Here is a 14,483-nt window from a genome sequence, read left to right on the forward strand (position 1 = left end):
TGAGCGGAACATGGGCGGGCGCGAAACCGATCGCGCGCATTGAACGATGCTGAGACGATAGTCAGAACTGACTTCGCTAGCGCAACCATTCAACGACGGCCCTTTCGAAATCGATGAGCCAGACGAGGCTGGCCACCGGTATATACAGCGATCACATCGCCACTTTGCCTGTCCGTGAGCCTGTCGAGGTGACGCAGGGTCCAGAGGATCGATCAACACAACCGTCTCCACGGACCCCGCCGCCAGATTCGGCCATGCCGGACGGGACGCCCATCAATACAGAGCCTCGGAGGCATTTGGCAAGATAAGATGCGGCCGCCGCCGCCGCCACCCCGAACGCGACTGTGCTGCGGACGCAACAGTGCTGCAATATGGTCCCTTTTGCCGTGACAATTCGTTAACCAAACCCTGCTTATGGGTTTATGAGGGGCACTCGAAACCATCGGCGCTCGGGATGCACATCGGACGATTCTCCAACCTCTGCGGTTTTCTCCTGCTTGCGATGCTGTCCGTCGCGGGAAGCGGAATCGCGTGGGCGCAGAACGGCACCGGCGCTCCGAAACAGGCGGCCACCAGCGTTGTTGCCGCAGCGGTCGGCGTGCATGTCGAGGGCGACAGGACGCAGTTCCGCGTCACCCTGTCGGAGCCGGTCGAGGCGCTGGCCCACCTGATGGAGGGGCCCGACCGGGTCATCGTCGATCTCCCCGAGGTGGCCTTCCACCTCGCGGCCGAGAACGGGGCGAAGCGCGAAGGCGTCATTGCGTCCTACCGCTACGGGCTGTTCGCGCCCGGCCGCTCCCGCGTCGTCATCGATCTCGCCCAGCCGGCCATTGTGGCCGACATTCGCATTCAGGGCGATGCGCCGGGCGGCGCGTCCATCCTTGTGGTCGAGTTGAAGCGGGTCGAGCGGGACGAATTTCGCCGCGTACAGGCGGCGAGCATCGCGACCGCGGCCAAGACCTCGCCGACCCGTCAAAGCGCGGTCGAAAAGACCGATGAGCGACCGATCATCGTGATCGATCCGGGCCATGGCGGTATCGATCCCGGCGCCAACGGCGCCAACGGGATCGTCGAGAAGGAATTGGTGCTCGTCTTTGCCCAGCAGTTGAAGAAAAAGCTCGACAGCTCAGGGTATTACAGGGTTTTGCTGACACGCGACCAGGATGTTTTCATCTCGCTCGGCGACCGCGTTCGCGCCGCCAGATCGGCGAAGGCGGATCTGTTCATCTCGATCCACGCGGACTCGATCTCCGGCGGACAGGACGTCCGCGGATTGACCGTCTATACCGGCTCGGAGCGCGCCTCGGACGCGGATTCGGCACGGCTGGCCGATCGCGAGAACAAGGCCGACGCGGCTGCCGGCATCGAAGCGAATGAGGGGCCCGATGAGATCCTGGACATCCTTCAGGAGCTGACTTCGCGGGAAACCCGCAGCTTCTCCCACCGCTTCGCCGGACGCCTCGTCGGTGAGCTCGACGCGGTGGCGCAACTGAACAAGAACCCGCGGCGCGAGGCAGGCTTCAAGGTCTTGCGCGCGCACGATGTGCCCTCCGTGCTGCTGGAGCTGGGTTATCTCTCCAGCCGCAAGGACCTCGACCTTCTCGTTTCGGACGAATGGCGCGGCAAGGCGATTGCCTCGATGGCGGTTGCCATCGACCGGTTCTTCGCCACACGGCTGGCGCGCCAGGGGGCTGCCGCAGTTTCACCATAGAAACCGTGTCGATATCCGTGGCGGGGACGTGATTCCTCGGCTACAGGGCAGATGGGCCATCGTGGAGCCGGTTGCTTGACAGCCGGGCTTTGCGTTTGCACACCAGCATAACCGGGCGCGCCAGCGCCGAGAACGGAACATTTTCGGATGCGCTTCGTCCTACGTTTCTTCGGATTTCTGTTCAGTATCGGAGCGATCTTTTTCCTGATCGGCGCCGCTGGTCTCGCATACGGCACGTGGATGTTCTCGAAGGACCTGCCGGATCACGCGCAGCTGGCCGATTACGAGCCGCCTGTCATGACCCGCGTCCATGCCTCAGACGGCTCGCTGATCGCCGAATACGCCCGCGAGCGGCGGCTGCACATGCCGATCCAGGCGATGCCGAAGCGCGTCATCGAGGCGTTCCTGTCTGCCGAGGACAAGAATTTCTACAAGCATGCTGGCATCGATCCCGAGGGGATCGTGCGTGCGGTCGTCGCCAATCTCCGTTCCGGCGGCCGGCGCGAGCAGGGCGCTTCCACCATCACCCAGCAGGTCGCCAAGAACTTCCTGCTCTCGAACGAGCGCACCTACGAGCGCAAGATCCGCGAGGCGCTGCTGGCGCTGCGCATCGAATCGACGTTCTCGAAAGACCGCATCCTCGAACTCTACCTGAACGAGATCTATCTCGGCCTCAGCAATTACGGCGTCGCGGCGGCAGCGCTCAATTATTTCGGCAAGTCGGTTCATGAACTGACCGTCGCCGAGGCCGCCTATCTGGCGGCTTTGCCGAAAGCGCCGAACAATTATCACCCCTATCGCCAGAAGCAGGCGGCTATCGAGCGCCGCAACTGGGTCATCGATCGCATGGTCGATAACGGCTACATCAAACGCGAGGAAGCGGACGCCGCCAAGAAGGAGCCGCTGACCGTCAGCCCCCGCTCTGTTTCCCCCAACAGCATCGCGTCGGGGTACTTCGCCGAAGGCGTTCGCCGCGACATCGCGGATCGCTACGGCGAGGAAACCCTCTATGAGGGCGGCCTTTTCATCCGCTCCACGTTGGACCCGCAGATGCAGGCGATGGCGCGCAAGGCGCTGGTCGACGGTCTTGTGCGCTTCGATCAGGCGCGGGGCTGGCGCGGCGCCCAGCAGAAGATCGACCTGACGGGTCGCGAATGGGGTCTCGCGCTTGCCGAAGTGCCGGTTCTCGGCGACGTGCAGCCCTGGCGTCTCGCGGTGGTGCTGGAGGTGTCCGGCGGGCGCGCCCGCATCGGACTTCAGCCCAGGAAGGCTGCATCGGGACAGGTCGTCGCCGAGCGTCAGACGGGCTTTGTCGGCGCCGAGGGCGTGAAATGGACACGCCGGACCGTGGAAAAAGCGCTTTCCACCGGGGATGTGGTTTATGTCGAGCCGATCGACGACAAAACCGATCAGTTCCGTGTGCGTCAGATCCCGGAAATCTCCGGCGCGATCGTCGCCATGGATCCGTATACCGGACGTGTTCATGCCATGGTGGGTGGATTCTCGTTCGACCAGAGCGAATTCAATCGCGCCAACCAGGCCATGCGCCAGCCCGGCTCATCGTTCAAGCCCATCGTCTACGCGACCGCTCTGGACAAGGGCTACACTCCGTCGAGCCAGGTGCTCGACGCGCCGTTCGTGCTGGATATGGGCCCCGGTCAGGCCGCCTGGGCGCCCTCGAACTATGATGGCAAATCAGCCGGCTTGCGCACCCTGCGATACGGCGTCGAACACTCGAAGAACCTGATGACGGTGCGCCTCGCCAACGAGATCGGCATGCCGGCGATTTCGGAATATTCCCGCCGCTTCGGCGTTTACGACGATCTGTTGCCATTGTTGTCGATGTCGCTTGGTGCCGGCGAGACCACCGTGATGCGGATGACGGCGGCCTATTCGATGTTCGTGAACGGCGGACGGCGCATCAAGCCGACGCTCATCGACCGCATTCAGGATCGCTCGGGCAAGACCATCTATCGCCACGACGACCGCAAATGCGCAACGTGCGATGCGGCCGATTGGGATGGCGGCGCGGCGCCGAAGTTGACGGATAACCGTGAGCAGGTGATCGATCCGTTGACCGCCTACCAGATGACATCGCTTCTCGAAGGCGTCGTGCAGCGCGGCACGGCACAGAGCGTCAAGGTGGTTGGCAAGCCGCTCGCCGGCAAGACCGGCACCACCAACGACGCGAAGGACGTGTGGTTCGTCGGGTTCTCGCCCGATCTCGCGGTCGGCGTCTTCATCGGCTATGACAAGCCGGCCTCGCTCGGCAACGCCGCTACGGCGGGTCAATACGCGGCGCCGGTGTTCCGCGATTTCATGCAGATGGCGCTGAAAGAAAAGCCCGCGACGCCTTTCCGCGTGCCGCCCGGCATCAAGCTGATCCGCGTCAACGCCTCCACCGGCCTGCGCGCCGGATCGGGCGAGGGCGGCGGCGTCATCGTCGAGGCCTTCAAGCCGGGCACGGGTCCGCCGGAAAGCTACATCCCGGTCGAGGTCGACCCGCAGGCGGAGGCTCCGCCCGAAGCCTATCGGGCGGTCGCGCCCGGAAGCGTCGGCGGATTGTACTAGCTGACCCGATATCCATATGAGGAGACGCCGCGTCCGAGCGCGGCGCACTGCTTTACACGCCGCGGCGCTGATCCTATGACGCCGCGATATCTTTGACGGGAATCTCTCAAGACCATGCGCGCCGAAATCGAACATCTCGTGGACGAAGCCAAGCAGTCGATCGGACTGCTGAGGAGGCATCTTTGACTGGGACAATGCCCAGCGCCGCCTCGCTGAACTGAATTCCTTCGCCGAAGACCCGGACCTCTGGAACGATGCGGACGCCGCGCAGAAGATCATGCGCGAGCGCACGTCGCTTGAAGACCAGATCTCCGCCATCAAGCGTTTCGAGCAGGATCTCGAGGATTCCATCACGCTCATCGAACTCGGCGATGCCGAGGGCGATGCGGCGACCGTGAAGGAAAGCGAAGAACATATCCGCGCCCTTCAGGCCGAGGCCGCGCGCCGTCAGGTCGAGACGCTGCTCTCCGGCGAGGCGGACAGCAACGACACCTACGTGGAAGTGCATTCCGGGGCGGGCGGCACCGAGAGCCAGGATTGGGCCTCGATGCTGCAGCGCATGTATGCGCGCTGGGGCGAGCGCCGGGGCTACAAGGTCGAATTGCTGGAAATCACCGATGGTGAAGAGGCCGGCATCAAGAGCGCCACGCTCCTGATCAAAGGGCACAACGCCTATGGCTGGCTCAAGACCGAATCCGGCGTTCACCGGCTTGTGCGCATTTCGCCCTACGATTCGAATGCCCGCCGGCATACGAGCTTCGCGTCCGTGTGGGTTTATCCGGTGGTCGATGACCGCATCAACATCGAGATCAAGGAATCCGATTGCCGGATCGACACCTTCCGGTCATCCGGCGCCGGCGGCCAGCACGTGAACACGACCGATTCCGCGGTCCGCATCACCCATATCCCGAGCGGAATCGTGGTGGCGTGCCAGCAGGAGCGCTCGCAACACAAGAACCGGGCGACCGCCTGGAACATGCTGCGCGCGCGCCTCTATGAGGCCGAGCTGAAACGACGCGAGGAGAAAGCCAACGCCGAGGCCGCCTCCAAGTCGGAGATCGGCTGGGGCCACCAGATCCGCTCCTACGTCCTGCAGCCCTACCAGATGGTCAAGGACCTGCGCACTGGCGCGCAATCCACCAGCCCTCAGGATGTGCTGGACGGCGACATCGACCTGTTCATCGAGGCATCGCTGGCGCAGCGCGTGTTCGGCAACGGAACCGAGGTCGAGGATATCGATTAGAGCCTGATCCGGCGAAGTGGATACCGGTTCACGGAGAGATCATGCGCCAAAACAGAGAGCTAGAGCCGGATCAGATTCGAAGAAACTGAATCCGACTCTAGGGACGAGCGGGCCGCGTCAGATGATCAGGAAGTGGCTGGCGTTGACGACGTCGGTCACGACCTGAAACGAGGCGATCTTGATTGATGCCTCGGGCCCCGACCCGTCCGGGTCGTAGAAGAGACCGTCCGAGTGCCCGCCGTCATACAGAATGCGGGTGGCGGCGGAAGTCGCTTTCGCGCCAATTTCGAAGACCCCCGCCGCGAGTGCACCTTTTGGACCCAGCTTGGCAAAGATTGCGCCAGACAGGTGGATCCAGTCGATTTTTTCGAAATTGTAGATCACATCCGCTCCGTCAGAGGACGGATCCGTATCGAAGCGGAAGATGTCACGGCCTGTGCCGCCGATCAGAACGTCCGATCCGCTGCCTCCGGACAGCACATCGTCTCCCGATAACCCAAGCAGACGATCATCGCCGCCGCCGCCGGAAATCACATCCTTGCCGCCAGTGCCCTGGATAACGTCCGATCCGGCCTTTCCTTTGAGCGTCAAGATTTCCTTCTTGGCGTTCCAATGCCAGCTTTTTACGTGTTTGGCGTCAGAGCGGCCGGTTCCGTAGAGCGCGCGGATTGCCTGGAGGTCGAACGGGGCCAACTTTGTCGGGGAGGCATCCCCGTCCGAGGTGTATGCCATTACTGAATATTTGACGCTGTCATATTGCGTAGACATGATGGAATTGTTGTAGTTCGATGTATTGAACGGATGCTTCAAGCCAAGGGCATGCCCTATTTCATGAAGCAAGATATAAGTTTTGAATGCTTTGTCCCTCCTGAATGTCTCAGAATATTCCGTATTCATGTAAACGTTGCCGGCATAAGGATAAAAATGCGTATGAGTGTTGGGCTCGCCGTAGGGCGAATAATTGCTGGGGTGATAGGCGAAAGCAGATTGGGTTCCAGGTTGCGGAATCCAGCTGAACTGGATATCGCCATGATCCTTTTTTGCTTCCAGGAAGCGGACACCTGACGCGTCACCCCATTGTTTGAGCGCAGCCTTCGCGTCGATCCTGTCCTGCGCTGAAAACGCCCGCCACTTTTTCTCATCCTCGGGCCACGACTTTCGATCGTCCTCCGGCATGAAGGTAGGAAATGAAAAGGTGAGAAAGACCGGCTTCTTGCTGGTCTTAAGCGTGCCGAAGCTGGTGACCCACGAAGAACCCGACAGAATTCCGCGGTAGTTGGAAACAATGTTCTCGCCCATGGGCCCATCTCTAAACTATGAAATATCGTTGCAATTCCATAACTGAGATCGGCATTCGAACAAAGTTCTTTTTCTAAGGTCAGTGTGCGGTGCGTCGGACGAGATGCCGCCTGCCAGCCTAAAGCGCCTTCGCGGCCGCGAGAACTTCCTCAGCGTGACCCGGCACCTTCACCTTTTCCCAGACCCGCGCGATCTTGCCGTTGCGGTCGATCAGCATCGTGGTCCGTTCGACGCCCATATACTTGCGGCCATACATGCTTTTCTGGGCCCAGACGCCGTAAGCCTCGAGCATGGACTTGCCCTCGTCGGATGCGAGAGCGAAATCGAGCCCGTATTTCGACCGGAACTTGTCGTGACTCTTCATCGCATCCGGCGAGACGCCGATGATCTCGGTGCCGGCCGCCTCGAATTCGCTCTTGAGAGCCTGAAAATTCTTCGCCTCGAGGGTGCAGCCGCTGGTGTCGTCCTTCGGGTAGAAATACAGCACGACCTTCTTGCCCTTCAGGCCGTCGAGGGTGAGCTCTCGTCCGTCGGTTGCCGGAAGAGTGAAAGCCGGGGCGTCATCGCCTGCTGCCAAGGTCATGGATCGCCTTCCTTTCGACGGAATAGGGTGATTGGAAACATTCGCGCTCATTGAAAGACATGGTCGCGGCGCGTGCGCAAGAGGGCTAAGGTCGCGCTCTGATTCCCTCTTCCGTGGAAAAGCTTGAGCGGTTGCAGACAACACGAGAATGAAGTCGTTATCCAGACTCAAGTTCCACCGACGCAGATCGGTCAGACGCAGTTCCCTTGCTCGTGTCATGCGCGGGTCCGCGTACTCGTGCGCGGCCGTGATCCTGCTGATCGCCTTGGGATTGGGCCTGCTCTACATGCGCCTTTCTGCCGGTCCCTTGAGCTTCGGCAGCCTTCCCGATCGTGTTGCCGAATCGATTGCGGCGCGCATCGGGCCCGGCTGGTCGGTGACGCTGCGCAACACCGCGCTTGAACTGCGTGGCGGCGCTCCGGCCTTGCGGGCGAACGGCCTCGATGTCAGGGATCCGGATGGCGGGCTCGTCCTGCGCGCGCCCTATGCGCTCGTCAGCGTCGATGCCCTCTCGCTCCTTGCCGGCAACCTGCAACCGAAAGCCATCGAGGTCCGGGATCTGCAATTGCGGGTTCTGGTGGACCGTGACGGCGCGCTGAGCTTTTCCCCGGTGCCGCCGGCCGAGGGTGGAGAACTGGCCACGCCCCAGCCCAATCCCGCGTCGCCGCCCATGCCCTCGGCCTTGCCTGTCCTCGCGACCGCCGGTGCGTCCCCCGTTTCCAATGTGGTGGGCTCGTTGTTCGAGCTCGTCGTCGGTCCGCAAAGCATCCTGAATTCCCTCGACCGCGCTCAACTCACCAATGCGCGGCTCGTCTTCGTCGATGCCGATCAACGCCAGCGCGCTTCCTTCAATCGGCTCGATGCGACCTTCGATTGGGCCGACGATGGCGGACGCAGGTTCTCCGCCGGCCTCGAGGGTCCGCAGGGGGCATGGCAGCTGACGGGCGATGTCGATTCCGATGGACGCGGCGGCTATCGGGCGGAAATTCTCGCCGACGGCGCTCCGATCCAGGACATGCTCCTGCTGGCCGGCCTCTCGGCGCTGCCGGCCACGACCGATCTGGAATTCTCCGGCCGCGTCGACGTCGCCCATGCGGCCGGCCGCGTGACCGACCTCAGGGCCAAGCTTTCGAGCAAGGCGGGCATAATCCAGGTCGACGACAAGGATACGTCGCCCGCCATCGTCGAGGGCTCCAGCATCGAAATGTCGTGGGATGAAAACGCCAAGGCCCTCGATCTGACCCGACTTCACCTGCGCGGCGGCGGAAACGACGTCACTCTCCAAGGCCGGTTGACCACCAAGGTGCCGGATGAAGGCTGGCGGCTGTCGCTTGCCGGCAAAGATCTCCTCCTCTCCGGCGCAGCGGGTGCGGACGCGCAGGTCCACATTGCCGATTTGGCGGCGGAGCTTTCCGGGCCCGACGGCATAACGGTGAAGTCGGTGAAGCTGCGCGGACCGGACTTGTCGGCCGATATCGACGGGCACCTCGTTCCCGCGGCCGATCCAAGTTCGCTTGATCTGCGCGTGCGCGGCGCGAAAACCGACATTCGGACGGCCTTGCGGCTTTGGCCGGAGGCGGTCGCGCCCCCCGTGCGCAAGTTCCTCGTCGGCCACCTCAATGGCGGTCTGCTCGATGCCATCGATCTGAAAGTGGCGATGAGCGGAGCCGACATGACGAAGGCCGTCTCCGGCGGGCCGATTCCGGCGGAAGCGCTGCGGATTGATTTCGCGATCTCGGACGGCACGCTGACAGCCGCGGAAGGCCTTCCGCCGCTCTCACAGCTCGATGTGACGGGCGCCGTCAGCGGCCTCGATGTGCGGCTGCGGGCGCCGGTCGGGAAGGCAGAGATGGACGGCCGCTTCCTCGATGCGTCGGACGGCACCTTCATCCTTGAGAACTACTGGAAGGATGACGCTACGGCTTTCATCAATTTCCGCCTGACGGGAGGTGCCGATGGTGTCGGCGCATTGCTGCGGCAGCCGCTGATTCATGACATTGCGGGCTTCGAGATCGACCCGGCGACGATGAAGGGCAGTGCCGATCTGAATGTGAAGATTGCGCTTCCGGTGAAGGACATTCCGAGATTTGTCGATCTTCCGATTTCGGTGACCGGGACGATGAGCGATCTCGTCATCGACAAGGTCTTCGGCAAGGATCGCCTCGAGGGCGCGAAACTGGCGATCGCCTACGACAAAGGTGACCTGACGATCAAAGGCGACGGCAAGCTCGGGGGGAGCGCTGCCAATATCGACCTCCAGAAGAATCCGGCCGGTGGTGAAGCGAACGTGACCTTCAGTCTCGACGATGCAGGCCGCGCCAAGCGGGGCATGTCGTTCGGATCGCAATTGAACGGCACCTTTCCGCTCAAGGTCATTGTTCCCCTCGGCGACGATGCAAAGGCTGGCATGCGCGTCGAGGCGGATCTGACCAAGGCTGCAATCGATCAGCTTATTCCGGGCTGGGTGAAGCCGGCGGGTCGTGCCGCCAAACTGTCCTTCACCATGACGGAAGGCGCGACGACGGAGATCCGGGACCTGCAACTCGACAGCGGTTCGGTGCAGTTGCGCGGCACCGCGACGCTGATGCCCGACGGAGCCCTCGACAAGGCGGATCTTTCGACCTTCAAGCTCTCGCCGGGGGACGATATGCGTGCCCAGGTGGATCGCACGGGAGGTGTCTACAAGGTTGTCATCAGAGGCAATACCGGCGATGCGAGACCGTTTGCCAAATCGGTTGATGCCGGCCCCGCACCGGGCCGCGCGGCGGCGTCACGCGATGCCAAGGATTTCGACCTCGATCTCAACCTCAACATCCTGACCGGCTTCAACGATGAGGCGATCACCAATGCGACCGTGAAGACCTCCTTCCGAAAGGACAATATCCGGCAGCTCGACATGAAAGGCCGTCTCGGCGCCACCAACCTCACGGCCCGCACCGTGACGGCTGCCGCAGGAAGTCCTCAGATCGTCATTCAATCGGACAATGCCGGATCGCTGCTGCGATTTCTCGACATCTACAAGCGGATGACCGGGGGCGATCTCGTGCTCCAGATGGGGACCGGCGATGGACCACAGGCCGGAAACCTCATCGTCCGCGACTTCGCGCTCAGCAACGAACCGGCGCTTCGCCGCATCATCCCGACCCAGACCCAGATCGTCGCTGGCCAGGATCGCGACGGCAACGCACAGGCGGTGAAGGTCGATATCAATGCGGCGCGTTTCAGCAAGGCCCGGGTCGATTTCACCCGCACCGCCGGACGGCTCGATTTCAAGGATGCGGCGGTGTTCGGCAGCCAGGTCGGCTTCACCCTCGGCGGGTTCATCGACAACACGAAAGACCGCATGGATATTTCCGGGACGTTCGTGCCGGCCTACGGCCTCAACAACGCCTTTGCGCAGGTGCCGCTGTTCGGTCCGCTGCTCGGCGGCGGGCAGTATGAGGGCCTGTTCGCGGTCAATTTCCGCGTCAGCGGCCCGGTTGCCAGCCCGACGCTGACGGTCAACCCGCTCTCGGCGGTGGCACCAGGCTTCCTGCGCAAGCTGTTCGGGGCCGGTGGCGAGCAGCCGACGGGGTCCCTGCCGACGCCGCCCGAACGCTGAACAATCAGACCGCGCGCAGGAGCACGTGGCGCTTCTTGCCGAATGACAGCTTGATCACCCCTTCGGGCGTGAGATTGGCTGTCCGCAACACGCCGCGCTCGTCCGTGACGATCTGGTCGTTGACCCTGAGGCCGCCGCTCTTGACCTGCCGCCGCGCTTCGCCGGTGGATGGCAGCAGTTTCGCGTATTCAGGCCCGAATGCGGTCAGCACGCCGAGACCGGCATCAAGCGACGAGGCTGAAATCTCGACGGTCGGCAAACTCTCGGCGAGAGCGCCTTCCTCGAATGTCTTTCGTGCGGTGTCGGCCGCAAGTTCGGCTGCTTCGCGACCGTGGAGGAGGGCGGTTGCCTCGGTTGCCAGGACCTTCTTGGCCTCGTTGATATCGGCCCCACCCAATGCTTCGAGTCTGGCAATCTCGTCCATGTCGAGAAGCGTGAACAGCTTGAGAAACCGCCCCACATCGGCGTCCTCTGTGTTGCGCCAGAACTGCCAGTAATCATAAGGACTCAGCATGTCGGCGTTGAGCCAGACGGCGCCCGACGCCGTCTTGCCCATCTTGGCGCCCGACGCCGTGGTGAGGAGCGGGCAGGTGACCGCATAGAGCTGCGCGGTGCCGGAGCGGCGGCCGAGGTCGATGCCGTTGACGATGTTGCCCCATTGATCCGAGCCGCCCATCTGCAGGATGCAGCCGTAGCGCTTGTGCAATTCCACGAAATCGTAGGCCTGCAGGATCATGTAGTTGAATTCAAGGAACGACAATTCGTGCTCGCGCTCGAGGCGCAGCTTCACGCTGTCGAAGGAGAGCATGCGGTTGACGGAGAAATGCCGGCCGACATCGCGCAGGAACTCGATGTAGTTGAGCCGGGTCAGCCATTCGGCGTTATCGACCATGATGGCGTCGCGCGTGCCTTCGCCGAAATCGATCAGGCGCGAGAACACGCCTTTGAGGCTCAACTTGTTGTCGTCGATCTGCTCCGGCGTCAAAAGCTTGCGGCTCTCGTCCTTGCCGGAGGGGTCGCCCACCCGCGTGGTACCGCCTCCCATGAGAGCGATCGGCTTGCCGGCCCCGGTCTTCTGGAGCCAGTGCAGCATCATGATCGACAACAGATGACCCACATGCAGCGATGGGCCGGTGCAATCGTATCCCACGTAAGTGGTGAGCCGCCCCTCAAGCGCCGCCGCGTCGATGCCCTCGAAATCCGACGTCTGGTGAATGAAGCCGCGCTCGGTCAGCACTTTCAGGAATTCGGATTTCGGCGCGCTCATCGCGTCTCTCTCGGGGCTCAGCAGGAAAAGATAGGGAAGCTCTATCGGCCGTGCTGCTGATCGACAAGATATTTTCCTGTGCGGCGAAGAGGCGTCCATTCACTCAACCAAGGATTGAGATGGGCCAAACTGACTCGCACGGCCAAGTCGGTTGACGTCTCTCCTCAAGAGAATAACATGTCATAACGTTTCACATGGGGAGGTTGTCGATGTGTTATCTGTGTGCAGGCAGCAACCACGGAACTTCGAGCTTTTCGCATGATCTGGGTTGGACAGCCACCACGTGGGGTGCCAACGGCGAACCGCTTGGCGACGGCGCGACGAATCACGCCATGTCCTTTGCCAGCATGGCTGCGGGCGCTCCGTGGGACGGCATCGGCGATTGGATCGAAGGCGCTGTGGACGATGTCTACGATTGGATTTCGGACAATGTCTCGACCGCGCCGCTAAGCCTCTTTTCCGCGCTGGCAACGACCGCGCCGTTTTCGGTCGCGGGCGTCCGGTTTGTCGTGCCGTCAGGCCTCGATTCCGATGTGCGCGCCCTATTGACCGGCTCCCAGTGGAGTTCCGGCGCAATCACTTACAGCCTTCCGGATTCCCGAAGCGACTACCAGTGGTTCAATCCGAGCGCGAGCGGCTATAGGGCACTGTCATTCGATACCGAACAGGCGATCCGCTACGCCTTTGAGGGCTACAGCCCCTATGCCGGCGGACCGAAGATGGGCCTCACCTCAGTCGAGGGCGTGACCAATCTGTCGCTGGCTTATGCGGGTCGGAACGGAGCGACCATCCAGGTGTCGGGTTTTACTCCCGGCGACACGATCAACCGCAGCCACGGCTATTATCCCGGTGTGCCCGGCTATGGCGGGGACGTCTGGTTGAGCCGCGACAGCGCCGGCGTCGGTTCCTACAGCCATTTCCTGGTGCTGCACGAACTCGGCCACGCACTCGGCCTCAAACATCCTCATGATTCCGGCGGCGTGCTTCCCAAAATGAGTGCGGCTCGCGATTCAGCGGAATACACCGTGATGTCGTACCATCTGACCGCGGACGACCCGCAGACCTTCATGCAATATGACGTTGCGGCACTGCAGGCGATGTACGGCGCCGACTTCGTCACCAACAGCAGCAGCACCACCTATACGTGGTCTCCGACGACCGGGGAGGCTTTCGTCAACGGCGTGGGGCAGGGAGCTCCCACCAAGAATATCATCTTCATGACGATCTGGGATGGCGGCGGGATCGATACCTACAACCTGTCGAATTACCACGGCGGCGCGGTGATCGATCTCGCACCCGGCGGGTACGTGAAGTTCTCGCAGTCCCAGTTGGCGCACAAAAACGCGACCACCTATGTCAAGGGCAACGTCTACAATGCCTTCCTGTACAAGGGCGATGGGCGCTCACTCATCGAGAACGCGAATGGCGGGAACGGAGACGACGACATTCGGGGCAATGCGGCGAACAACGTCCTGACGGGCAATGCCGGAGATGACACTCTCTCCGGGGCGGCCGGACAGGACAGGTTGATCGGCGGTGAGGGTGCGGACCACCTCCGCGGCGGTGCCGGCGCGGATTATCTCGATGGTGGCGCCGGAACCTACGACACGGTCGAGTACAGCGATTCCCCCACCGGCGTATCCGTCAATCTTGGCGCCGGCACGGTTGTGGGCGGCTACGCGACGGGCGATCAGATCTTCGGATTCGAGAACGTCATCGGCTCGGCGCGAGAGGACGTTCTCTACGGGTCCTCGGGGAACAACGTTCTTCTCGGCAACAGCGGCAGCGATCAACTCGTCGGTCAAGGCGGCAGCGATCATCTGGGCGGTGACGACGGAGACGACATGCTGATCGTTAATGGCGGTTTTGCCACCATGGTCGGCGGATCCGGTGACGACCGCTTCGTGGTCTTCCCGGGCAGTCACGCCAGGATCACGGATTTCACAGCCGGCGCCGGGTACACGGATGAGATCCTGATCTACAAGAACATTTTTGCCTCTTTCGCAGAGGTCAATGCGGCCACTTACGCAAGCGGCGACAGCACGTTCATCGTCAAGGGTGACTTCCGGATCGAACTCGTCGGTGTGAGGCCCTGGCACCTGCACGCGGACGATTTCAACTTCCTCAATATCTGACCGCGCGCACGCTCCACGAAACGAAAGAGGCCGCCTGCGCGGAAGCGAGGCGGCCTCTTTTTCTGACCGGTGG

The 14,483-nt window shown here is 62.3% G+C and carries 8 protein-coding genes; 5 read left to right on the forward strand and 3 right to left on the reverse strand.

Features of this window, described 5'->3' with window-relative positions; translation table 11 throughout:
* Positions 1-454 precede the first annotated feature (454 nt).
* From FEZ63_RS01190 to prfB, 3 genes are all read left to right on the forward strand, one after another.
* Positions 455-1,711, forward strand: a complete 1,257-nt coding sequence (locus FEZ63_RS01190) for an N-acetylmuramoyl-L-alanine amidase (protein ID WP_244622584.1) — start codon at positions 455-457, stop codon at positions 1,709-1,711.
* Positions 1,712-1,858: 147 nt separating this feature from the next.
* Complete coding sequence (locus tag FEZ63_RS01195) at positions 1,859-4,282, forward strand: penicillin-binding protein 1A (RefSeq protein ID WP_150941810.1); 2,424 nt, start codon at positions 1,859-1,861, stop codon at positions 4,280-4,282.
* A gap of 114 nt (positions 4,283-4,396) precedes the next feature.
* Positions 4,397-5,525 (forward strand): peptide chain release factor 2 gene (gene prfB / locus FEZ63_RS01200; RefSeq protein ID WP_150941811.1). Its coding sequence is split into 2 segments (ribosomal slippage): positions 4,397-4,465 and positions 4,467-5,525, totalling 1,128 coding nucleotides; the frame shifts between segments, so codons are not numbered across the junction.
* 117 nt (positions 5,526-5,642) lie between these two features.
* Here the strand turns inward: prfB and FEZ63_RS01205 are convergent.
* Together FEZ63_RS01205 and bcp are read right to left on the reverse strand one after the other, a co-directional pair.
* Positions 5,643-6,824, reverse strand: coding sequence for a M10 family metallopeptidase (locus tag FEZ63_RS01205; protein ID WP_150941812.1), 1,182 nt, complete (start codon positions 6,822-6,824; stop codon positions 5,643-5,645).
* A 118-nt stretch (positions 6,825-6,942) separates the two neighbouring features.
* Positions 6,943-7,407: a thioredoxin-dependent thiol peroxidase gene (gene bcp, locus FEZ63_RS01210; protein ID WP_150941813.1), complete on the reverse strand. Its 465-nt coding sequence runs from the start codon at positions 7,405-7,407 to the stop codon at positions 6,943-6,945.
* 217 nt (positions 7,408-7,624) lie between these two features.
* Between bcp and FEZ63_RS01215 the strand changes: the two genes are divergently transcribed.
* A complete protein-coding gene (locus FEZ63_RS01215) occupies positions 7,625-11,008 on the forward strand; it encodes a YhdP family protein (RefSeq protein WP_162419639.1) in 3,384 nt (1,127 codons plus the stop codon).
* 4 nt (positions 11,009-11,012) lie between these two features.
* Here the strand turns inward: FEZ63_RS01215 and tyrS are convergent, their stop codons facing one another.
* Positions 11,013-12,275, reverse strand: a complete 1,263-nt coding sequence (gene tyrS, locus FEZ63_RS01220; RefSeq protein WP_150941815.1) for a tyrosine--tRNA ligase — start codon at positions 12,273-12,275, stop codon at positions 11,013-11,015.
* 332 nt (positions 12,276-12,607) lie between these two features.
* On the opposite strand from tyrS, the gene FEZ63_RS01225 reads away from it, so the two are divergent.
* A complete protein-coding gene (locus FEZ63_RS01225; protein ID WP_162419640.1) occupies positions 12,608-14,410 on the forward strand; it encodes a M10 family metallopeptidase in 1,803 nt (600 codons plus the stop codon).
* Positions 14,411-14,483 lie beyond the last annotated feature (73 nt).

The organism is Microvirga brassicacearum (genome assembly GCF_008757455.1).
GTDB classification, from domain to species: Bacteria; Pseudomonadota; Alphaproteobacteria; order Rhizobiales; family Beijerinckiaceae; genus Microvirga; species Microvirga brassicacearum.